Here is a 19773-nt window from a genome sequence, read left to right on the forward strand (position 1 = left end):
TGGAGGGTTGGGTGTCAGGGGTGGAGCGCAGCGGAATCGGCGCAGCCGACGCGACGGAGGAGCGCCCTTGATACCCGGCCCGGAAGCGCGAAACTCACAGCAGGAGGGGCGGCCCCACGCCCACAACCTCCGCCACCGACCCACCCCTGTTTACCTCTTGGTACTGACCCGCACCCGAAAACCCCACGGTGACCAGCGGGCGTGCTTACGCGACGAAGTGGTCGAATTCTCCGGCTTTGACGCCGAGGATGAAGGCGTGGAGTTTGGCGGGGGTGGTGGTGACGATGATGTCGGGGTCGTCGCTCTCGACGAGTTTGATGCTGCCGTCGTCGGCTGCGGCGACGTGGACGCAGCCGTTCCCGCCGCCGCTGTATGAGGACTTCTGCCAGCCGTAGTCGGGCATGTTCAGTTCCTCCTTGCTGGCCTCATGTGACGAAGTGGTCGAATTCTCCGGCTTTGACGCCGAGGATGAAGGCGTGGAGTTTGGCGGGGGTGGTGGTGACGATGATGTCGGGGTCGTCGCTCTCGACGAGTTTGATGCTGCCGTCGTCGGCTGCGGCGATGTGAACGCAGCCGTTCCCCTCGCCGCTATGTGAGGACTTCTGCCAGCCGTAGTCAGGCATGTTCAGTTCCTCCTTGCTGGCCTCATGTGACGAAGTGGTCGAATTCTCCGGCTTTGACGCCGAGGATGAAGGCGTGGAGTTTGGCGGGGGTGGTGGTGACGATGACGTGGGGGTCGTCGCTCTCGACGAGTTTGATGCTGCCGTCGTCGGCTGCGGCGACGTGGACACAGCCGTTTCCGTCGCCGCTGTATGAGGACTTCTGCCAGTGGAGGTCGGACATGTGCCTTTCCTTTCTTACAAAGCTGCTGCCACGCGGCGGATCAGATCTCGGGACTCCGTTGGTTTGAGGCTACAACGCTCAATGTGGTCCAGGATGATTCGGTATCTCGCCAACTGCGGTTGGGCATCGAGGAACGTAAGGCCGTGGTCAGTGTCCAGCTGAACCGTGTCCAGGGCTGGGACCGTTCCCGCCATGTAGTAGATGCCGGTGCCGGCGCTGGGATAGGTACCCGCGCCGAAGGGGACGACCAAGAGTGTGATGTGCTCCAGCTCGCTCACTTCGAGCAGGTGATTGAGCTGCGAGCGGGTCACCTCGGGGCCGCCGAACCCCATGTGCAGGGCGACTTCGTGGAGGACCGTCGTCATCGGCTTCGGATTCTGTCCGTACACCGCCACCTGTCGCTTGAGCCGGAACGAGACCCGGTGTTCCACCTCGTGCGGTGCGAAAGATGGCACGACATCACTGATGACGGCACGTGCGTAGTCCCTGGTCTGAAGCAATCCCGGCAGGTGGCCCATGGCTGAGGTCCGCATCGCCGTTGTGTGGTGTTCGAGTTCAGCGAGGTCGAGGGCGCCCGGCGGCATCAGGGAGTGGTACTCGTCCCACCAACCCCGTGTCCGACCTCCGGTCATTTCCGTGAGTGCCTCGATGTACGCCTCATCCGTGCAGCTGTAGCTCCGGGCCAAGGACCGGACTCGGTCCGCACCCACCGCGTAGCGGCCCGACTCGATGCTGCTGATGCGCGGCTGCGAGGAGCCGTCGAGTGCGCCCGCCTGGGCTGTGGTCAGCTCGGCCTGCTGGCGGAGTCTGCGCAGTTCAGCGCCGAGTCGCCGCTGTCGTACGGTCGCGGGAAGGTGCTTCGGGCGCATATTTCTCCCTCACTCATTTGGATGCTCTCTCCTCGGGTAGGTAGATGAATCATAGTGACGTCGTTACGGTGTGAACCAAGCCACACCAAGTGGCCCCGCCGTAAGGCGTCTTCGCTCCGCCGTGCCCTGCCGCCTCTCTGTCGTGCGGACGGGCGTGTCTACCGAAGGGGATCGTGATGACCGTATCGCCGCAGGACTCTGCCCTGAACTCGTTCGATTTCGAGCGGGAGTTGTACGAACTCGTGCACGAAACCGCTCCCCGGCTCTTCGCCGTCGTCGTCGAGTACCACGACGGCCCGGGCGAGTTCGGCAAGGACGCCGCCGTCGTTGCCTGGGGGCTGGCGCACGACGACGGTGTTGCTGACGTGACGCGGGTGGACGGCGGGAGCCGGTTGCGGCTCGCGGCGGCGGAGAACGTGGCCCGGTACTTCGGGCGGGCGGACGGGGAGTCGCCCCGGGTGGTGTGGCTCGCGCCGGAGGCGGGCGCCCCGGTGGCCCCGGCGGCGTGAGTTCGTAGGTACGGGCATACGTAGGCGCTTGGGGGCCGGGTCGGGGGGTCGAGCCGGGCCGAGCCGGACCTGTCCGGGCCGGCCCCCACGTCCGGCCTGGCCGGACCCCCGTTTCTGGTAGGTGCCTGCCAGCTAGGCTGCCGCCTGAACGGCTGGGCCGGGTCGCGGAGGGGATGGGGCGCGCATGATAGGGACGGTGTTCCGAAGCTCGGATGTGTCGGCGGAGGACCGTTTCGACTACTGGCGGGAGCTGACCAACCGGACAACCGCCCCCAGCGATCTGAGCAGTTACCACGCCGCCGATTTCTGGGCGGAGCAGCGGCTGATGCGGCTCGGGCCGGTGACGGTGTGGCCCACGTCGTTCCTGCCGGCGCGGTTCCGGCGGACCGCGAGGATGATTCGGCAGTCCGACCCCGAGGAATATCACCTGTCGCTGGTGCTCGGCGGCAGCGGGCTGGGGTTCGAACACGTTGGGCGCACCGACATCTACCGCCCACGCGACCTGTGGTTCTCCGACACCTCGCAGCCGTACGAAGTGCTCCCGCCGGACAGTCAGGAGCGTCGTGTGCTCACCGGCGTGGGCTTGGAGTTTCCCAAGGTGCTGCTGCCCACGTCACCGGAGAGGCTCCGGCCCCTGCTGGGAAGGCGTCTGTCGGGAGAAGAGGGAGCGGGTGCCCTGCTGACGGAGTTCCTCACCGGACTGAGCCGACAGGCCGACGCCCTTCAGCCGTCCGCCGCGCCGCGCCTGGGTGACATCGTGGTCGACCTGGTGGCGGCCTGGTTCGCCCAAATTCTCGATGCCGAGGCGGACTTGTCGCCGGAGACCCGTCACCGGGTGCTGACCGAAGGCATACGGGCGTTCATCCGGCAGAACCTGCACGATCCAGAGCTGACCCCGCCTCTCGTCGCCGCCGCGCATCACATCTCCGTCAGCTACCTGCACCGTCTCTTCCAGGCCGAAGGCGTCACCGTCGCCGCCACGATCCGGCACCAGCGGCTGGAACGCGCGCGCCACGACCTGGCCGACCCGGTACTGCTGGCCGTATCGGTCCGTGACATCGCCGCCCGCTGGGGCTTCACCCACCCCGCCGCCTTCAGCCGCGCCTTCCGCGCCGCCTACGGGCTGCCGCCCACCGACTACCGCCACCAGGCTCAGGGGCAGGGGCAGGCTCAGGGGCAGGGACAGGGACAGGGACAGGACCAAGCCCAAGTCGCAGCCCAGCGCCAAGCCCCGGCCGCAGCCCAGAACCCAGCCCAAGTCCAAGCCCAGACGCTCGCCGCGTAGAACGCGCGCCCCCGCTCACGCCAGCAGCCCCGACGCCTGCCACATCCGGCGCCCCGGGCCCCGCAGTACCCCGATGTCGTCCAGGAAGTCCGTCAGCCGCTTCGCGCCCGACTGCATCACCTCCCGCCGGTGGCCGCTGGCCCGTACCTGGGCTACGGCCTCCCGGCGGTCCAGGCCGATGGCCTCGTACACCTGCGGGTTGACGAAGCAGACGGAGAAGACCTTGGCGGCCTGGCCGCAGTTGAGCCGGGTGAACTCCCGTTCCCAGCGCGGCGCGGTGACCATCTGACGGCGCAACTCCTCGCGCGCGTAACGGACATGGCGGGCCTCCTCGATGGCGTGGATCCGCGTCACGCCGCGCACCAGCGGCTGGACGCGCTCGTCGGGGAAGGTCAGGCGCTGCATCCAGTCGAGTATCTCCTCGCCGAGGAGCGTCGCGGCGAAGGAGCCCGGGGTGGTGGAGACGGTCTTCAGGACGCGCGCGAGGTTGTGGTACCGCCTCGGTACCGGATACGCGGGCGTGCCGCCCTTCTGGATCAGCCGCGCGAACATCATCGAGTGCCGGCACTCGTCCGCGATCTCTGTGAGCGCGTAGCGGACGTGGTTGCTGGTCACGGGCTTGTCGTAGATGTGCCGTACCAGCAGTTGCATGAGGATGATCTCGAACCAGATGCCGAGCGAGGCCAGTGACGCGGACTCGTGCCGTGCCAGGTCCATGCGCTGTTCCTCGGACATCGTGCGCCACAGGGGGGTGTCGTAGAGCGAGACCAACTCCGGTGGCCAGAACCACTTTCCGGCTACGAGTGGCGCCTCCCAGTCGAGTTCCCGGTCGGGGTCGAACGAGTGCTTGGCGGAGGATTCGAGCAGACGCGCCGCGACCTGCTCGCGGTCGCGGAGCGGGCCGAGCGCGTCGTGGAGGGGGAGGGGCGCCGATATCGGGTTCGTCATGGTGGAGTGCACCTCTTATAAAGGGTTACCTGAGGGGTTACCGGCGGTCACTCCTTATAAGACTCCGCGTCAGTAACCGCGTCAATCCCCCTCCGGGCGACAGGCGTGTGACGTAAAGGCGAGCACCCGCTCGGCGATCTCCTCCGGCTCCTCCAGGAGCATGGCGTGGGTGGCGTCGACGTCCTCGACGACGAGAGGGCCCCGCCCGGCCGCCGCCACGGCCCCTGCCGCCTCCGCGAGGTCCCGGTCCAGCCCCCTCGCGTACGCGGCGGTCAGCTCCTCGAACCACTCCATGCCCGGCATCGGCGGCTGCGGCCGGCGTCCGCGTACGCACAGGACGGGGCACGGCACGCTCCGTACCAGCGCCATCAGGTCGAGCGCGTCCAGCGCCGCGTACATCTCCAGCGCCCTTTCGCGTACGGGCAGGGTCTGGAAGCGGCCGTCGGGAAGCTCCCGGACCGCGCCGCGCGCGGCGGCCTCGGACCGGGCGTACGGGATGCCGAACTGCTCGGCGTACGTGGCCTGTTGGTGTACGTGGTCGGCGCCCGCGAGCTGCCCGGCGGCGGCCCGCATCAGCTCGCCGATCCGGGCGACGCTCTCGGTCACCGTCGCCGGGGTGAGCCCCGGGTAGTCGGCGGGGTTTCCCCGTCCCCACCAGAAGCCGTCGAGATTGACGGCGGCCGGGGTGGTGCGCGGAGTGGGGTTCGGGGTGGTGCGCGGGGTGCTGTGCGGGGTGGTGCCGCCGTGCCGGGCCGCGTACCGCAGCGCGACGATGCCGCCGAGCGAGTGGCCCACGGGGATGGCCTCCGGGATGCCGTACGTGGCGAGCGTCTGCTCGATCGAGGCGACGACGCCGTCGAACGTCCAGGTGTCCGTGGCGTGTTCGGAGCCGCCGTGCCCCGGCAGATCTACGGCGAGCACCCGGTGCCGCCGGGTGAGTAGCGGCGCCGTCGCGGCCCAGTCCGCGAGCGAGCGGCCGGCGCCGTGCAGCAGGACGAGGGGCGGGCCGTCGCCGCCGTGGTCGTGGGCATGGAGAAGCGCGGGAGAGGAGGGGTGGGAAGGCATGATCCGAACCGTAACTGGCCCTGAGGGAAAGGAAATCGTCCGGCAGACGGAGGGAATCAGCCCTTCCGCGCATCCATAATGGATATACGGCGGAATAGCGCGGCGCGGGGACGTCGGTACGCGGCACGATGGCCGGTATGACCGCCGGAAGCCCCAACGCCCGCAACGCCGAAGCCCGTAACCCCGACGCCCGTACCCCCAACGCCCGCAACGCCTCCGGCCACGGCCCCGACCAGGCCGCCGCCCGGCGGAGTCTCGAAGGGCTCGCCCTGGGCGACGCCTTCGGCGAACGCTGGTTACCGCTCTTCCGCGAGCCCCAGCGCGCGTACGCCGAGATCCGCGCCAGACATACCCCGCCGGAGCCCGAGTGGCCCTGGACGGACGACACCGCGATGGCGCTCGCCGTCCACCGCGTCCTCGACGAACGCGGCGCCATCGACCAGGACGGGCTGGCACTCGCTTTCGCCCGCTCGTACGACGCCGACCCGGGCCGTGGCTACGGATACGGCATGCACCTGCTGCTGCCCGCGCTCCTCGCGGAACCGGGGCGCTGGCGCACGCTCGCGGGCGAGCTGTTCGACGGCGGCGGCAGCCTCGGCAACGGCGCGGCCATGCGGGTGGCGCCCCTGGGTGCCCGGTTCGCCGCCGACCTCGGCCTCGTCGCCGAACAGGCCGCGCTCTCGGCGGAGGTGACCCACGCGCACCCGCAGGGCATCGCGGGCGCGGTGGCGGTCGCCGTGGCGGCGGCCCTGTCCGTACGGTCCGAGCTGACCGTCGCGGCGGTCGCCGGGGCCACCCCGCCGGGCCCGGTACGGGACGGGCTGGCCCGCGCCGCCGAACTCCCCTTCGCCACCGAGCCCGTGGCCGCCGCCGAACTCCTCGGCAGCGGCCACGGAATCCGCGCCGACGACACCGTCCCCTTCGCGGTCTGGACGGCGGCCCGCCACCGTGACGACCTGGTGGCCGCGCTCTGGTCGACGGTGGAGGGCTCCGGCGACACGGACACCACCTGCGCCATCACGGGAGGCATCGTCGCGGCGCGCACGGGTATGGGCGCGGTTCCGGCGGTATGGCGCGCCCGCCGTGAGCCGCTGGGCTAGGAGGCGCCGGGGGCTATCGCGGGGTGGGCCCGCTCGCGCCCCCGCCCGCGTCCGCATCCCCGCTCGCGCCCCCGCCCGGCGCCCGGACCATGTACACGTCGATCGGGTCCTCGCGCTCCACCGTGAACCCGTGGCGCTCGTACAGCCGCCGGGCCCGGCTGCCCTGGACGACGTCCAGCCGTACGGGCGCGCCCTCGGCGTCCGTCGCCGCCAGCAGCGACCGCAGGACGGCCGTGCCGAGCCCCCGGCCCTGGACGGCGGGGGAGAGATAGAAGTGCTCCAGCCACCAGCCACCAGCCCCGTCCTGGGGCCGGAGGGTGACGGATCCCGCGAAGGCGCCCTCCGCGAGCACCACCGAGGTGTGACCCGGCGCATACGAGTCCCGCAGCCGTTGCCGCACGCGGTGCTCGTCGTACCGGCCCAGCCGCACCAGATCCGGCCGCATCACCGTCGCCCGCAGTTCGGCGATCGCCTCGATGTCGGCCTCCTCGGCGGGGCGGAGGGTCCAGGCGAGGCCAGGCAGCACCGCAGGCGTATGTATGTTCATGTGCTTCACTGTATATCCATACGGAGGGGGCTCTCGGACCCCGCGTGTATGTCACCTCCCCACCGTCACCCCTCCAGCGCCTTCTCCATCACCGCCCGCGCGATCGGCGCCGCGTCGCCGCCGCCGCTGATGTCAGCCCGGTCCGCCGCCGCGTCCTCCACGACCACCGCCACCGCCACCGCGGGCCGGCCCGAGTTGCCCGCCTGGGCCCAGGCGATGAACCAGGCGTACGGCATACCGGAGTTGCCCACCCCGTGCTGCGCCGTGCCCGTCTTGCCGCCGACCGTCGCTCCGTCGATCGCGGCGTTCGTGCCCGTACCGTCCTCGACCGTGTCGATCATCATCCGCCGCAGCCGGTCCGCGGTCAGCGGGTTCATCGTGCGGCCGTAGGTGCGCTGGCCGGTACGGGAGACGAGGCGGCCGTCCGAGGCGAGCGTGCGGTCCACCAGATAGGGGTATTTCAGCGCGCCGCCGTTCGCTACGGCCGCCGCGACCATCGCCATCTGGAGCGGGGTGGCCCGGGTGTCGAACTGGCCGATCGAGGAGAGTGCCAGCTGGTCGTCGCTCATCTTCGTGTCGAAGTTCGACGCGGCGACCCCCGACGGGATCCTGATCCCGCTGTCGTTGAAGCCGAACTTCCGGGCGGTGTCCAGCATGCCGGAGAGCCCGGTGCGCACCCCGAGCCCGGCCATGACCGAGTTGCAGGACCATTTGATCGCGTACTCCAGCGATGCCCGGTCGCAGCCCTCCGCCTCGTTGGGCAGGATCCTGACCGTCCCCGGCAGGACGTACGGCTCCTCGATGTCCGTCGGGGCCGCCACATCCGTGACGGTCCCGGTGTCCAGCGCCGCCGCCGCAGTGACGATCTTGAAGGCCGAGCCCGGCGGATACGTCTGCCGGATGGCCCGGTCCAGCATCGGCTGCGCGCTGTCGCCGGTCAGCCGGGTCCAGGCGTCGGTGACCGCCGTACCCGTGCCGGAGAGCAGCCCCGGATCGTACGACGGGCTGCTGACCAGCGCCAGGATCCGGCCGCTGAACGGTTCGATCGCCGCGACCGCGCCGCGCCGCCCGGCGAGTCCGTCGTACGCGGCGCGCTGCATGGCGCCGTTGATGGTGGTGGCGACCTTGCCGCCGGGCTGCCGGCTCCGGGTGATCTCGTGCCAGAAGGGGAACGGGGCGAGCATCGGGGCCGTACCGGAGAGGACGGCGTCCTCGGCGTACTCCAGCAGGGTCGTGCCGTACGTCTGGGAGGCGTAGCCGGTGACGGGCGCGTAGAGCGGGCCCTGGGTGTACGTGCGCTCGTAGCGCAGCGGCTGTTCGGTGTCCCGGGAGCCGGTGACGGGCTTGCCGTCCACAAGGATGGCGCCGCGCGGTTCGGCGTAACGGGCGATGGTGGCGCGGCGGTTGGCGGGGTTGTGGTCGAGGGAGTCGGCCTCGATGAGCTGGATCCTGGCGGAGTTGACGAGCAGGGCGGCGAGCAGGACGAGGAAGAAGGCGGCGGTCCGCCGGATGTAACGGGTCACGAGCCGGCCTCCGTACGGTCGCCGGGTCCGTGGACGCCGGGTCCGTCGACGCCGGGTCCGTCGACGCCTGGCCCGGACCCGCCCCCGGGATCCGAATCCGCCTCCGGCCGCGGTCTGCGCGCCGAGTCGCTGAGCCGGATCAGCAGCGCCACGATCGCCCAGTTGGTGACGACCGACGAGCCGCCCTGCGCGAGGAACGGCATCGCCATGCCGGTGAGCGGGATCAGCCCCATCACCCCGCCCGCGATCACGAACGCCTGGAGGCCGAGGATCGCGGAGAGCCCGACGGCGAGGAGTCGGCCGAACGGGTCGCGCAGCGAGAGCCCGGTCCGCAGGCCGCGGGCCACGAGCAGCGCGTACAGCAGGAAGATCGCGGTGAGTCCGACCAGGCCCAGCTCCTCGCCCGCCGTCGCCAGGATGAAGTCCGACTTCGCGGCGAAGCCGATCAGGATCGAGTGGCCGAGCCCCAGCCCGGTGCCGGTCATGCCGCCGGCGGCGAACGCGAAGAGGGACTGTGCGAGCTGTCCGGGGCCCTGGCCCGCGTTGATGGAGGCGTACGGGTCGAGCCAGTCCTGCACGCGGCTGTTGACGTGCGGTTCGAGCGAGCCGACGGCGAACGCGCCGACCGCCGCGAGCACCAGCCCGACGGCGATCCACCCCGTCCGGCCGGTCGCCACGTACAGCATGATGACGAAGAGTCCGAAGAAGAGCAGCGAGGTGCCCAGATCCCGTTCGAGGACGAGCACGACGACGCTGAGCAGCCAGATCGCCACGAGCGGGCCGAGCACCCGCCCGGTGGGCAGCTGGAGCCACGGGAGCCGCCGCCAGAGCCGGCGGCCGGTGTAGGCGAGGGCGTTGCGGTTGGCGGCGAGGTACGCGGCGAAGAAGACCGCCAGCAGGACTTTGGCGAACTCGCCGGGCTGGAAGGAAAATCCGCCGAACCTGATCCAGATCTTCGCCCCGTTCACGGCGGGGAAGAAGATCGGCACGATCAGCAGCACCAGTGCCGTGGCGACCGAGAGATACGCGTACCGCTGGAGCACGCGGTGGTCCGGCAGGAACGCGACGACCGCGATGAAGAGCGCGGCGCCCAGCGTCGACCAGACGAGCTGGGTGGGCGCTGCGCTGTTGCCCGGTGTCTCCAGGTCGAGCCGGTAGATCAGCACCAGCCCCAGGCCGTTGAGCAGCACCGCGATGGGCAGGAAGAGCGGGTCGGCGTACGGCGCGCGCAGCCGGACCGCGAGATGCGCGAGGAGGGCGAGCGCGCCGAGACCGGCCCCGTAACCGGCGGCGTCGGGCGGCAGGGCGTGGTGCTTGCCGAGACCGACGGCGATGTAGCCGAGGACGGGGATGAGGACGGCACCGACGAGGAGCGAGAGTTCGACGCCCCGGCGCTTGGGGACGCGGAGCGCGGGCGGGGGGCCGGCCGTCGTGGCGGTCATCCCGGAAACGTAGCAAGGCGGCATGCCCTATGTCCGCTTATGTGGGGACGCGTATGCGGGGACGCGCACGCGGGGCATGCCGCCACGAGGTCACTCAGCAGGTGTGCGGTACGGGACCGATGTTGCGGATGTAGTGGGCCGACGCCCATGCCCATCGGCCGTCCGCGAGGAGGTACCAGTTGGGGTTCCCGTCCACGTACTCCGTCTGGACGCGGCAGAAGATGTGCACGATCTCGCCGTACGCGACCGAGCCGACGGTCCGCGCGCCGCGGTACGGCTTGTCGTGCAGCAGCAGCCCCGACCTGGCGATGACCTCGCCCCGGAAGTCGCCGGGGGCCGCCTGCACGTCGGCGGCGCCGTCTGCCGACGCGGCGTCTGCCGAAGCGGCGACGGGGGGTGCGGCGACCGCGGGCGCGACAGCGGTGACGGCGAGGGCCGCGGTGGCGAGGGTGGTGACGGCGAGGGTGGTGACGGTACGGCCGAGGGAACGCACGCGCATGGTGACTCCTGTGACTCTGTGGGGGGCGAGGTGCCTGTGGGGCAAGGTGCCTGTGGGGCTCGCGTGGTGTCACGCTAGGTCGGCCGCGTAAGGTCCGCATTTTTTACGGCGGATGGTCCGCTGTGCCGTCCCGCTCGTCGCCCCGATCGCCGAGTGGCGGCAGCGGCGGTGAGGCCGACACCGGCGGCGGCACGGGCGGTACGTACGCGGGCAGCGTGAGGCGGGCCAGCGCGCCGCCGTCCGGGGCGTTACCGAACACCAGCCGGGCGCCGATCACGGCGGCCTGGCCGACGGCGATGGTGAGCCCGAGCCCGTGGCCCCTGCCGCCGCGTGCGGTTCCGGCCTCGGTGCGGAAGCGCTGCGGCCCGTGCTCCAGCAGGTATGGCGGATACCCCGGACCGTGATCGCGTACGGTCACCGTCGGCCCGCTCATGGTCGGCCCGCCTGCGGCCGGTCCGCTCACGGCCGGCGCGTCCACGGCCGGCGCGTCCACGGTCAGGACCACCGGCGGCCGGCCGTGCCGGTGCGCGTTGGCGACGAGGTTGCCGAGTACCCGCTCCAGCCGGCGCCGGTCGGTCTCGACGGCGGCGTCGCGCACGATCCGTACCTCCGTGGCGCCGGGGTCGCCGGCGGCGGCCCGTACCACCCGCTCGACCAGCGGCCCCAGGCTGTGGACGGCCAGATCCACCTGCTCCGTACGGGCGTCGAGGCGCGAGATCTCCAGCAGATCCTCCGTCAGTGTGCGCATCGTCCGCACCCGCTCCCGCACCATCTCGGTCGGCCGGCTCTCGGGCAGCAGCTCGGCGGCGGCGGAGAGGCCGGTCAGCGGGGTGCGCAGCTCGTGGGCGACGTCGGCGGTGAAGCGCTGCTCGCTCAGCAGCTTGGCCTGGAGCGTCGAGGCCATGGTGTCCAGCGCGGCCGAGACGGTGGCCACCTCGTCCTGAGGCCGCGAACGGCCCTTCGTCCGCGGGTCGTCGACGCGCGCGTCGAGATCGCCCGCGCTGATTCGCCGGGCCACCTGGGCCGTCAGGTGCAGCCGCCGGGTGACGCGCGTGACGGCGAACGCGCCGACGAGGAGCGTGGCCCCGATGGCGAGGGCGGAGGAGCCCAGGATCGCCTGGTCGAGGTTGGTGATGGTGTTCTGACTGAGCGAGTAGTCGACGCGCGCCGCGAGCGCCCGGCCGTCCGCGGGACCGGCCGCCCACATGGTGGGGCGCCCCTCGAAGTCCGCGACCATCGTGCCGCGCCGGCCGCTCTCCGCGAGGACGCGCAGCGGCTCGGGCAGCCCGGGCGCGTCGAGCGCGGCGAACCGGGGGAGCGGCTCTCCGGCTTCGTACGTCTGGGTGACGGTCATCAGCCGGGAGAGTGCTTTGCCGCGCGCGGAATTGACGGTCTGGCGGGTGACGGAGACATGGACGAGCGCGCCGAGGAGCGCGGCGAGCGCGCAGCACATCACCGTGATGAAGACGGCGGCCTTCCAGGTGAGGGTGGCGGTCCAGGCGGGCGGACGGAGCCTCATCGGCGCCCCGTGGCGAGGAGGGCGTGGTGACCGAAGTGACGCATGGGCCAGGGGAGTCCGGGGAGTTCGGGGAGTTCGGAGAGCGCGGTGGGACCGGTCGGCCCGGTCGGGCCCGGGGCCGGGGGAGCGGGAGGGGCGTCCCGGGGACGTACGGGCAGCTCCGGAACGGTGTCGTCCGGTTCCGGTTCCGGTGCCGACGCGGCCGGGGTGCGGGTCGCGGCCGGGACGATCTCGTCGCGGGTGGGGAGCATCGTGCCCCGGCGGCTGTCCCACGACCAGGCCGTCCGGTACTCGTACCCCGGGATGCCGGCGGACACCACCCGCAGGATCAGGTCCTGGCCCGCCAGTTCCGCGCCGACGACCTGGTCGGCGGTGGACATGATCCGGGTCAGCGTGCCGCCCTCGGCGGTGTAGCAGCGGACGGCGAGCTGCTGGTACGGCAGCTCGACACCGACGATCAGATCGGCGCGGCCGTCGCCCGTCAGGTCGTGGTGGTACGCGGTGAGCACCGGGCAGCCGGTGGGAGCGGCGGTAGCGGCAGGAGCCCCAGCCCCCGCCCCCGCGCTCGTCGTCGTCCCCGCGCCGCAGGCCGCGAGCCGGGTGGTCGTCTGCTCGGGGAGCCCGTCGACGCCCGTGAGGTCGTTCGGGTGGGCGGCGGCCTCCGCCCGTACGACGGCGACCGGACTCAGCGAGGTGAGGTCGTTGTGGGGGACCTTGACGCCGGGCACGCGGTCACGGGTGCTCTCCCCGAAGTCGAGGGGAGGCGCCGAGATGGGCGGCAGGCCGGGCCACAGCCGCACCGGGCCGATGGCGGTCGGCGTCGGGCCCGCGCTCCTGAGCCCGCTCTGCCCGGCGCACGCGGACAGGGTCCCGGACAGGGCCAGCGTCAGCGCGGCGGCGGTGGTGGCCAGCGCTGGTCCGGCGGCGACGCGGCGAGAGGACAAGACGCTCCTGGACAGTGGAACGGAACCGATCGTTCCGTCACTTTATGGCCAGAAAGGTGCTTTAAGTCGCTTAAGTCGCTTTTTACTGTCGGTGGGGATCGGACTGCGCCGGGTGGCCGGTGCCCCGGCCGCCGCCCTGCTCCGCGCCCCCGGCCAGCAGCTGGTCCGCCTGCTCCTGCGACAGCTGCTGCTCCGCGCCGCAGAACGTGCACTGCGTCGCGTACTTCGTGGAGAAGGCGAAGAGCGGCACGAAGAACAGCGTGAACTTCGTGACGCGCTTGGTGAGCGTGTGGGCCGACGGATTGCCGCACTGCCCGCAGATGAGGGTGAGTATGGCCAGTTGGTGGAGGTAACCCTTGGTGCCGAACAGGAGGATCATGACCGGTTCGCCTTCCGTGTCGGTCGACGGTGTGTCGATGGTGTGTGGTGTGGAGAGTGTGCCGCACGGCCGTCTTGTCGCGGGGGCGGGCGGACTGTTCCTATGGGGATGAGGACGTAAGGGACACGGGGGACGTGGGGATGAGGAAAAATGACCGGATTGCGCGTCACGCCGGGCGGCCGGCCGGATCCCGGGCGGCTGTACGTCAGCCGGCGGGACGGCGGCGCGACCGTCGCCTGGTACGACCAGGACGCCGGCCGGGTGAGCCTGTTCCCCGGGGCGGGGCGCGACGAGGTGCTGGCCGCGCTCGCGCCGTACGTCACCGGTGAGGTGACCGTGGGCCCGCCCACGGTCCCGACGCCCGCCGATCTCGACAGGCTCGCCCTCCACCCCGACGACGACCTGGCCCCCAACCGGCCGGGCGAGGCGCTGTACGGCGCGCTGGAGGCGGCGCCGGACGCCGGGAGGGCCCGGCTGACGGCCCGGCTGCGCCAGGACGCGCGCCGTACGGAACTGGCCGCCCAGCGCGCCGTGGGCGAGCGGCTCGACCAGCTGGAGGGCGCGGGCTGGCGGGTGCTGCACTCGATCCCGCTGCCGGGCGCGGCGGCGACGGGACCGACAGCGGGTTCCGCCGTGCCGGGGGCGGTCGCCGCCCGGATAGACCACCTGGCGATCGGCCCGGCCGGGGTGCTGGCGATACGGACCGTGGCCGCCCGGAAGCACGCGGTCCGGATCGACGACCCCATGGTCCGTACGGGCCGAGCCGCGCCGCTGCCCCGGCTCCGCTGGGCCCGCCAGGCCGCCGAACGCGCGTCGCTCGCACTGGCGGGGCCCGTCCTGCCCGTACTGGCGGTGTACGCGCCGGAGGCGCTCGATCCGGCCCCGGCGGATGTGCGGGTGCTGCGGGAGACGGAGATCCCGTCGCTGGCGGAGCTCGGTGGCGTACTGAAACCGGCGGACATCGAGGCGTTGTACGCGCTGGCGCGGGACCGCAGGACGTGGGCGCGGGTGTGACCCGGGGCGCGTCTCATGGCCGGGCGTCTCATGGCCGCGCGTCTCATGACGTGGCGGCGGCGGGCAGGGGCCGCCCGGACGCCGGGTCGAGGAGCGGGCTCAGGAGGTCGCCGTACCGCTCCAGCCGGTCGGGGATGTCGCCGAGCCGGAAGACGAGCCGCCCGGCGTCCCCCGCCTCCGCGCAGTCGGCGACCTCGTCCCAGGTCACGGGCGTGGAGACGGTCGGTTCCTGCCGGGCGCGCAGGGTGTAGGGCGCGGCGGTCGTCTTGGCGGCGGCGTTCTGGCTGAAGTCGACGAAGACCTTGCCGGGCCGCAGCGCACGCCCCATCCGGTGGACGACCAGCTCCGGCATCGCCTGCTCCGCCTCGACGGCCAGCGTCCGCGCGTACGCCGAGACCGTCTCGGAGGGCGTACGGACCAGCGGTACGAGCACATGCAGCCCCTTCGCGCCGGAGGTCTTCACGTACGCCTCCAGGCCGTCCGCGCCGAGCCGTCCGCGCAGCCAGCGCGCGACCGCGCAGCACTCGACGACGGTGGCGGGCGCCCCGGGGTCGAGGTCGAGGAGGAGCCGGTCGGCGAGGCCGGGCGCGTCCGTACGCCACTGATGCGTGTGGAACTCGACGACCAGGTTCGCTGCCCACATCAGCGTGGGGAGACCGGCCACGACCACCTGCCGGCCGCTGTCGGCGGACTTCCTGGGCACCTCCACCACCTCCACCCAGTCGGGGGTTCCGGGCGGCGGATTCTTGGTGAAGAAGAGCTGGCCGCCGGGGCCGTCGGGGTAGCGCAGGAAGGAGACGGGCCGGCCGGCGAGATGGGCCAGCAGGGGGGCGGCCGTACGGGCGTAATAGTGCAGGACCTCGCCCTTGGTGGTGCCGGTGGCGGCGTACAGCACCTTGTCCAGATTGCTGAGCGCCAGGCTCCGCCCCTCCACCTCTGTGATAGGCGTCATACGATGAGAATCCCATGATTGTGTGACGAAAGGGATGGAACGTGCGATCCATATGGAACGGCGCGATCTCCTTCGGGCTGGTCAGCATCCCGATCAAGCTGGTCAACGCCACCGAGAACCACTCGATCTCCTTCCGCCAGATCCACAAGGAGGACGGCGGCCGGATCCGCTACCGCAAGGTCTGTGAGCTGGACGACCAGGAGGTACGCGCGCCGGACATCGGCAAGGCGTACGAGGACGCGGGCGGCGTGATGATCCCGATCACCGACGACGACCTGGCCGCGCTGCCGCTGCCCACGGCGAAGACGATCGAGATCGTCGCGTTCGTCCCGGCGGCGTCGATCGACCCGCTCCAGATGGACACGGCGTACTACCTCTCCGCGAGCGGCGTCCCGGCGGCCAAGCCGTACACCCTGCTGCGCGAGGCCCTGAAGCGCAGCCGGAAGGTCGCGATCGCCAAGTTCGCCCTGCGGGGGCGGGAGCGGCTGGGCATGCTCCGGGTGGTGGACGACGTCATCGTCATGCACGGCCTGCTCTGGCCGGACGAGATCCGCGCCCCCGAGGGCGTCGCACCCGAGACCGAGGTGAAGGTACGGGACGCCGAACTCGACCTGGCCGACGCCCTGATGGACACCCTGGGCTCGGTCGAACTCGACACCCTCCACGACGACTACCGCGAAGCGGTGGAGGAACTCATCGCCGCCAAGGCCGAGGGCGCCCCAGCCCCCCGCCCGACCGCACCGGCGTCCGGCGGAGGCAGGGTCATCGACCTGATGGCGGCGCTGGAGAACAGCGTCCGCGCGGCGAAGGAGGCAAGAGGCGAATCGGACGGCGGAACCGGTGGCACCGACACCGCTGGGGCCGCCGACGAGACCGCCGGTGAAACCGCCGAGGTCACCCGCCTCCCGGTGAAGAAGACCACCCCCGCCAAGCGCACCGCGAAGAAGGCGGCGGCCAAGAAGACCACCGCGAAGAAGCCCGCCACCCCCCGCCCGAAACGCACCTCAGCCTGACCCGCACGCCTCCGGCCGCCCTCCCCTACCGCCCCGGAATACCGTTCACGGCCACCCCACCGGAGCTGGTAGTGTTTCCTCCGTCGCCAAGCAACACAGGCAACACGCCCCCGTAGCTCAGGGGATAGAGCATCGGCCTCCGGAGCCGGGTGCGCAGGTTCGAATCCTGCCGGGGGCACCTCTCATAAGGTGCCCAAAGACCCCGCCATCAGCGGTTTCGCTGAGGACGGGGTCTTGGCGTATACGCAGACGTATGCCGTGGGCGGCAGGTGCTTGCCCGGCCGTGCCGGAGGGTTCGAAGCAACGGGTCGGCGCTGACCGGGCACTCGTCATCGCCGGGGAGCGACGTTGCCCGGGATGAGCGTGCGCAGCTTGGCTTGTGTTTCTGGATCGGTGGAGAACAGCACGGTTCCGGTCAGTCCCCGCGTCAGGAGTACCTTGTACCGGTTGCGTACAAGATGCGAGAAATGCTCGGGCGCTGCCTTCCGCAGGCCACGGTCCTCGCACGCGTTCTTGTCCGCGCGCCACCCGTTGTCGCGCCACACCAGGTCGGGACCGAGGATGGTGCCGTTCCAGGCGTACTCGAATCCCTGGGCCGTGTAGATGCAGCCGACCTGACCGATGCCGCCCGTCTCGGTGGCCCACAGGGCGGACCGCGGCCCACCGGGCACCTCGCGGTCGCCCTTGACGTTCCAGGCCCGACGCCAGTCCCCTATGACGATGTCGTCGACCAGCGTGCCGTTCGGCCGCGGGTCGCTCCACGGCCAGCAGAATCCCGCGGTCATCCGGGCCGTGGATCCGCTCTCCTGCCGTGCGTGGAGGTATGTCTCCATCTGCAGAGGGGTATCGGCCAGCAGCAGTTCGAAGTGGGGCTCGGGTCTCCAGACCACCGGTCCTCCGGGTCTCAGCCCCAGCAGCCGCAGGACCCACTCCTCGTAGGCGCGGCTGCCGCCACAGCGGAACTGCTCGTTGAGGTCGACATGCCGAACGTCGCATCCCCGCGCCTTGGCGGCCTCGTCGATCTCTCGCACGCTGCCCATCTCGCCGGGCAGGACGACCTGGTGTTCGTCGAGCAGGAAGACCGGAACCCTTGCGGCATCGATGAGTTGGGCGACCTGGCTCCGCCGGCTCCGGCGGACATCGGGGGAGCTGGAGGTGCCCGTGTGGTGGCGGATCCGATGGGCCTCGTCGCAGATGATGACGTCCAGCGCGTTCTTCTCCGCGCTGCTGAAGTCGAGGAAGTAGCGGAAGAGCTTGGCCGCGCGCCGCTCCTTCTGCTCGACGACATGCTGCAAGGTGGTGGTGAACGACTTGGAACCCGTCGCGTGGACGACGCTGCGGCTGTTCCGGCCGAGATGCCCCATCAGATGCAGGGCGATCAGACTCTTGCCCGATCCGGGACCTCCGGTGACCACGATGACTTCTTTGCGGTCCGACTGCCGCGAGAGGGTGACAGCCCGCTTGACCAGGGAAACCGCGACCTGTTGCTCGTCCATGAGACGGAACTTGCCGCCGTTCAGGATCTCTTCGGCGGCCGTTCGCATGAGTTCCCGGCCCGGGACGGCGGGGCTCTCCAGGAGGGCGTCCGCGTCGAGGGCGCCGTCGAGCGGTGAAATCTGGCTCTGCAGATGCCGGATGAACTCACCGCGGGAGGTGCTGGTGAACAGGCGCGCTTGCTGATTGCCCGTTCCGAGCAGTTCGGCCACGTCCCGGTCCTGGGCGTTGTGGAGGTAGGCGACGCCGGTGACATGGTGGTCCGCGCCGTCCAGCAGGGGAGTGAAGTCCCGCAGGTACTCGCAGTATCGGCGTACCTGTGCGACGGGGTGGAGGTGGGCCTTGTAGCCGAATTTCGGAAGCCAGCAGAGATCCGTCGCCCCGGGCACGAGCCGGGCCTCGCTCCACTGTTTCAGCTCGACCAGGACATACGAGGGCCTGCCGGTCTCCGGGTGTGTGCCGACCAGCACGGCGTCCGCGCGCAGGCTGCTCAGCGGCATCTTGTACTCGAGCAGCACCTCCACCTCTTCCAGGCCGGCGTCGCACAGCACCTGCGCCAGCGCGGGAAGGCTGTTGCGCCATGCCCGGACCTCGCTGCTCGCCGCCCCGCGGAGAAGCTCCGAGAGGGACTGCTCCGCCAAGGACTCGGCCAGCGACCGGGGATCGGTCCGTTCCAGAGCGCGGGCGGACATACGTAAGAGGGCCACAGGAAAGATCTCCGTACGGTCACCGCCCACGACGGGGCGAAAGCTGCTCCGGCGAATGCCAAGCAGGGGGCGGGGCGGATCAGTTGGCGAACGGCAGTCGGTACTCGAACTTTCTGGGCCGCAGGTCCTCCTCTTCCGGGTACCAGTCCTCGAAGTGCGTCACCCGGCCACCGCTCATGGCGTACTCGGAACTGTGCACGTCGACGCTGATATCGCTGACCACATACAGATCCACGGTGTGTCGCGGGTTGCGCGCGTGTTCGACCTCGTTGACCGTCAGTTCCACGCTCGTTGCCGCGCCCGTCGTCCCCTTGACCTCGACGCGCCGCTCCTCCCGCGCGCGCGTGCAGTGCAAGTCATAAGGCTTGCCCAGGCGTTCGACGGTCCATCCCTGCCGTTCGTAGTGAGCGACGGCCATGTTCTCCGCGTGAAGTTCGACGGCCTTCCGCTTCTTGGGATCGGAGATGAATCCGGCACCGCCTCCCGGGCGCTTGGGCGCCTCGACCTGTTCCGCCGTGAACCTCGGCGCGCGGTTCAGGGGAACGTACTGCCGCTGTGCCCAGTCGGCCTGGACGCCCACAGCGTCGAGCAGCGGCTGGGGATCCAACTCGCAGAGCTTGCCGATGCCTCGCTCGATCCCGGAACGGCGTACGGCGTCGCTGCCGACCAGTCCCAAGGGGCCGTGTTCGTCAAGCGATACGCCGCGAGCCACGTCCAGCGGCTCGATCCCGAAGCGCACCGGGTACTTGACGGTGTTCTGGGCTTCCTCGTCGGGCCAGTGGGGCGCGCGCCCTTCGTAGAAGTCCGTACGGACTTCGCACAGCCACAGATCGATCCGCTGCTCGAGCCACTCACCGAGGGGCACCCGCGGGCCCGCTCCGGTGGCCAGCACGGCGAAACGCGGACGGGCCGAGCTGTACTCGGGCTTCGATTTCGGAAACCCCCAGGAACGGGTCCTGAGCCCGTACTCCAGGTTGATCCGGGACTTCGGACGCTGACCGACATGCACCATAACGAAAGGCTCACGCTTCACACGGGTAATCATAAGAGCGGATTATCGATAGGGGGATATGTGTTCCCGTGGTACTGAAAGATGCCCGAGCCGTTACGATCTGAGCTGG

21 protein-coding genes and 1 tRNA gene are annotated in these 19773 nt (G+C 70.8%); 6 read left to right on the forward strand and 16 right to left on the reverse strand.

Annotated elements, in window-relative coordinates; genetic code table 11:
* Window positions 1-205 precede the first annotated feature (205 nt).
* From AB0389_RS20215 to AB0389_RS20230, 4 genes are read right to left on the reverse strand one after another with little or no spacing between them, the layout of a single operon-like run.
* Window positions 206-403, reverse strand: a complete 198-nt coding sequence (locus AB0389_RS20215) for a DUF397 domain-containing protein (protein WP_366396802.1) — start codon at window positions 401-403, stop codon at window positions 206-208.
* A gap of 22 nt (window positions 404-425) precedes the next feature.
* Window positions 426-623: a DUF397 domain-containing protein gene (locus AB0389_RS20220; RefSeq protein WP_366396803.1), complete on the reverse strand. Its 198-nt coding sequence runs from the start codon at window positions 621-623 to the stop codon at window positions 426-428.
* A 22-nt stretch (window positions 624-645) separates the two neighbouring features.
* Entirely contained in the window at window positions 646-843 is a 198-nt protein-coding gene (locus AB0389_RS20225) for a DUF397 domain-containing protein (protein WP_366396804.1), read from the reverse strand.
* 14 nt (window positions 844-857) lie between these two features.
* Complete coding sequence (locus AB0389_RS20230) at window positions 858-1712, reverse strand: helix-turn-helix transcriptional regulator (RefSeq protein ID WP_366396805.1); 855 nt, start codon at window positions 1710-1712, stop codon at window positions 858-860.
* 176 nt (window positions 1713-1888) lie between these two features.
* On the opposite strand from AB0389_RS20230, the gene AB0389_RS20235 reads away from it, so the two are divergent.
* Both AB0389_RS20235 and AB0389_RS20240 read left to right on the forward strand, forming a co-directional pair.
* Window positions 1889-2221, forward strand: a complete 333-nt coding sequence (locus AB0389_RS20235) for a hypothetical protein (RefSeq protein WP_366396806.1) — start codon at window positions 1889-1891, stop codon at window positions 2219-2221.
* Window positions 2222-2405: 184 nt separating this feature from the next.
* Entirely contained in the window at window positions 2406-3506 is a 1101-nt protein-coding gene (locus AB0389_RS20240) for an AraC family transcriptional regulator (RefSeq protein WP_366396807.1), read from the forward strand.
* Between the two features lie 15 nt (window positions 3507-3521).
* Here the strand turns inward: AB0389_RS20240 and AB0389_RS20245 are convergent, their stop codons facing one another.
* Together AB0389_RS20245 and AB0389_RS20250 are read right to left on the reverse strand one after the other, a co-directional pair.
* Entirely contained in the window at window positions 3522-4454 is a 933-nt protein-coding gene (locus tag AB0389_RS20245; RefSeq protein WP_366396808.1) for a diiron oxygenase, read from the reverse strand.
* An 81-nt stretch (window positions 4455-4535) separates the two neighbouring features.
* Window positions 4536-5519, reverse strand: coding sequence for an alpha/beta fold hydrolase (locus AB0389_RS20250; protein ID WP_366396809.1), 984 nt, complete (start codon window positions 5517-5519; stop codon window positions 4536-4538).
* A 137-nt stretch (window positions 5520-5656) separates the two neighbouring features.
* Between AB0389_RS20250 and AB0389_RS20255 the strand changes: the two genes are divergently transcribed.
* Window positions 5657-6619, forward strand: a complete 963-nt coding sequence (locus tag AB0389_RS20255; protein ID WP_366396810.1) for an ADP-ribosylglycohydrolase family protein — start codon at window positions 5657-5659, stop codon at window positions 6617-6619.
* A gap of 13 nt (window positions 6620-6632) precedes the next feature.
* Here the strand turns inward: AB0389_RS20255 and AB0389_RS20260 are convergent, their stop codons facing one another.
* The 7 genes from AB0389_RS20260 to AB0389_RS20290 form a co-directional block, all read right to left on the reverse strand.
* Window positions 6633-7166 carry a GNAT family N-acetyltransferase gene (locus AB0389_RS20260; RefSeq protein WP_366396811.1) on the reverse strand — a complete coding sequence of 178 codons (534 nt, stop codon included), beginning with the start codon at window positions 7164-7166 and terminating at the stop codon, window positions 6633-6635.
* A 65-nt stretch (window positions 7167-7231) separates the two neighbouring features.
* A complete protein-coding gene (locus AB0389_RS20265; protein ID WP_366396812.1) occupies window positions 7232-8689 on the reverse strand; it encodes a penicillin-binding transpeptidase domain-containing protein in 1458 nt (485 codons plus the stop codon).
* Entirely contained in the window at window positions 8686-10131 is a 1446-nt protein-coding gene (locus AB0389_RS20270) for an FtsW/RodA/SpoVE family cell cycle protein (RefSeq protein ID WP_366396813.1), read from the reverse strand. Before AB0389_RS20270 ends, AB0389_RS20265 begins: the two co-directional genes overlap by 4 nt.
* Before the next feature lie 94 nt (window positions 10132-10225).
* Window positions 10226-10630: an SH3 domain-containing protein gene (locus tag AB0389_RS20275; RefSeq protein ID WP_366396814.1), complete on the reverse strand. Its 405-nt coding sequence runs from the start codon at window positions 10628-10630 to the stop codon at window positions 10226-10228.
* 103 nt (window positions 10631-10733) lie between these two features.
* Entirely contained in the window at window positions 10734-12149 is a 1416-nt protein-coding gene (locus AB0389_RS20280) for a HAMP domain-containing sensor histidine kinase (RefSeq protein WP_366396815.1), read from the reverse strand.
* On the reverse strand, window positions 12146-13093 hold the full coding sequence (locus AB0389_RS20285) for a hypothetical protein (RefSeq protein ID WP_366396816.1): 948 nt from the start codon (window positions 13091-13093) through the stop codon (window positions 12146-12148). The genes AB0389_RS20280 and AB0389_RS20285 overlap by 4 nt, the downstream gene beginning before the upstream one ends.
* Before the next feature lie 82 nt (window positions 13094-13175).
* Window positions 13176-13469, reverse strand: coding sequence for a zinc-ribbon domain-containing protein (locus AB0389_RS20290; RefSeq protein WP_366396919.1), 294 nt, complete (start codon window positions 13467-13469; stop codon window positions 13176-13178).
* Between the two features lie 153 nt (window positions 13470-13622).
* Between AB0389_RS20290 and AB0389_RS20295 the strand changes: the two genes are divergently transcribed.
* Entirely contained in the window at window positions 13623-14486 is an 864-nt protein-coding gene (locus AB0389_RS20295; protein ID WP_366396817.1) for a nuclease-related domain-containing protein, read from the forward strand.
* Between the two features lie 43 nt (window positions 14487-14529).
* Here AB0389_RS20295 and ligD read toward each other — a convergent pair whose 3' ends face one another.
* Window positions 14530-15438: a non-homologous end-joining DNA ligase gene (gene ligD, locus AB0389_RS20300; protein ID WP_366396818.1), complete on the reverse strand. Its 909-nt coding sequence runs from the start codon at window positions 15436-15438 to the stop codon at window positions 14530-14532.
* Window positions 15439-15479: 41 nt separating this feature from the next.
* Here ligD and AB0389_RS20305 point away from each other — a divergent pair, with 41 nt between their 5' ends.
* Together AB0389_RS20305 and AB0389_RS20310 are read left to right on the forward strand one after the other, a co-directional pair.
* Complete coding sequence (locus AB0389_RS20305) at window positions 15480-16451, forward strand: Ku protein (RefSeq protein WP_366396819.1); 972 nt, start codon at window positions 15480-15482, stop codon at window positions 16449-16451.
* A 106-nt stretch (window positions 16452-16557) separates the two neighbouring features.
* A tRNA-Arg gene (locus tag AB0389_RS20310) sits at window positions 16558-16629 on the forward strand.
* A 151-nt stretch (window positions 16630-16780) separates the two neighbouring features.
* Here AB0389_RS20310 and AB0389_RS20315 read toward each other — a convergent pair.
* Both AB0389_RS20315 and AB0389_RS20320 read right to left on the reverse strand, forming a co-directional pair.
* Window positions 16781-18637: a DUF2075 domain-containing protein gene (locus AB0389_RS20315; RefSeq protein ID WP_366396820.1), complete on the reverse strand. Its 1857-nt coding sequence runs from the start codon at window positions 18635-18637 to the stop codon at window positions 16781-16783.
* Between the two features lie 94 nt (window positions 18638-18731).
* The gene (locus AB0389_RS20320) at window positions 18732-19685 is read right to left on the reverse strand and encodes a DUF3883 domain-containing protein (protein WP_366396821.1); all 954 of its coding nucleotides are present in this window, start codon (window positions 19683-19685) and stop codon (window positions 18732-18734) included.
* Between the last annotated feature and the right edge of the window lie 88 nt (window positions 19686-19773).

This window comes from Streptomyces sp. NPDC093109 (genome assembly GCF_040701725.1).
Taxonomy (GTDB): domain Bacteria; phylum Actinomycetota; class Actinomycetes; order Streptomycetales; family Streptomycetaceae; genus Streptomyces.

Coding starts and splice junctions, on each gene's coding strand:
- AB0389_RS20215 (WP_366396802.1), bottom strand. CDS start 403: ATGCCCGACTACGGCTGGCAGAAGTCCTCATACAGCGGCGGCGGGAAC.
- AB0389_RS20220 (WP_366396803.1), bottom strand. CDS start 623: ATGCCTGACTACGGCTGGCAGAAGTCCTCACATAGCGGCGAGGGGAAC.
- AB0389_RS20225 (WP_366396804.1), bottom strand. CDS start 843: ATGTCCGACCTCCACTGGCAGAAGTCCTCATACAGCGGCGACGGAAAC.
- AB0389_RS20230 (WP_366396805.1), bottom strand. CDS start 1,712: ATGCGCCCGAAGCACCTTCCCGCGACCGTACGACAGCGGCGACTCGGC.
- AB0389_RS20235 (WP_366396806.1), top strand. CDS start 1,889: ATGACCGTATCGCCGCAGGACTCTGCCCTGAACTCGTTCGATTTCGAG.
- AB0389_RS20240 (WP_366396807.1), top strand. CDS start 2,406: ATGATAGGGACGGTGTTCCGAAGCTCGGATGTGTCGGCGGAGGACCGT.
- AB0389_RS20245 (WP_366396808.1), bottom strand. CDS start 4,454: ATGACGAACCCGATATCGGCGCCCCTCCCCCTCCACGACGCGCTCGGC.
- AB0389_RS20250 (WP_366396809.1), bottom strand. CDS start 5,519: ATGCCTTCCCACCCCTCCTCTCCCGCGCTTCTCCATGCCCACGACCAC.
- AB0389_RS20255 (WP_366396810.1), top strand. CDS start 5,657: ATGACCGCCGGAAGCCCCAACGCCCGCAACGCCGAAGCCCGTAACCCC.
- AB0389_RS20260 (WP_366396811.1), bottom strand. CDS start 7,166: ATGAACATACATACGCCTGCGGTGCTGCCTGGCCTCGCCTGGACCCTC.
- AB0389_RS20270 (WP_366396813.1), bottom strand. CDS start 10,131: ATGACCGCCACGACGGCCGGCCCCCCGCCCGCGCTCCGCGTCCCCAAG.
- AB0389_RS20275 (WP_366396814.1), bottom strand. CDS start 10,630: ATGCGCGTGCGTTCCCTCGGCCGTACCGTCACCACCCTCGCCGTCACC.
- AB0389_RS20280 (WP_366396815.1), bottom strand. CDS start 12,149: ATGAGGCTCCGTCCGCCCGCCTGGACCGCCACCCTCACCTGGAAGGCC.
- AB0389_RS20295 (WP_366396817.1), top strand. CDS start 13,623: ATGACCGGATTGCGCGTCACGCCGGGCGGCCGGCCGGATCCCGGGCGG.
- ligD (WP_366396818.1), bottom strand. CDS start 15,438: ATGACGCCTATCACAGAGGTGGAGGGGCGGAGCCTGGCGCTCAGCAAT.
- AB0389_RS20315 (WP_366396820.1), bottom strand. CDS start 18,637: ATGTCCGCCCGCGCTCTGGAACGGACCGATCCCCGGTCGCTGGCCGAG.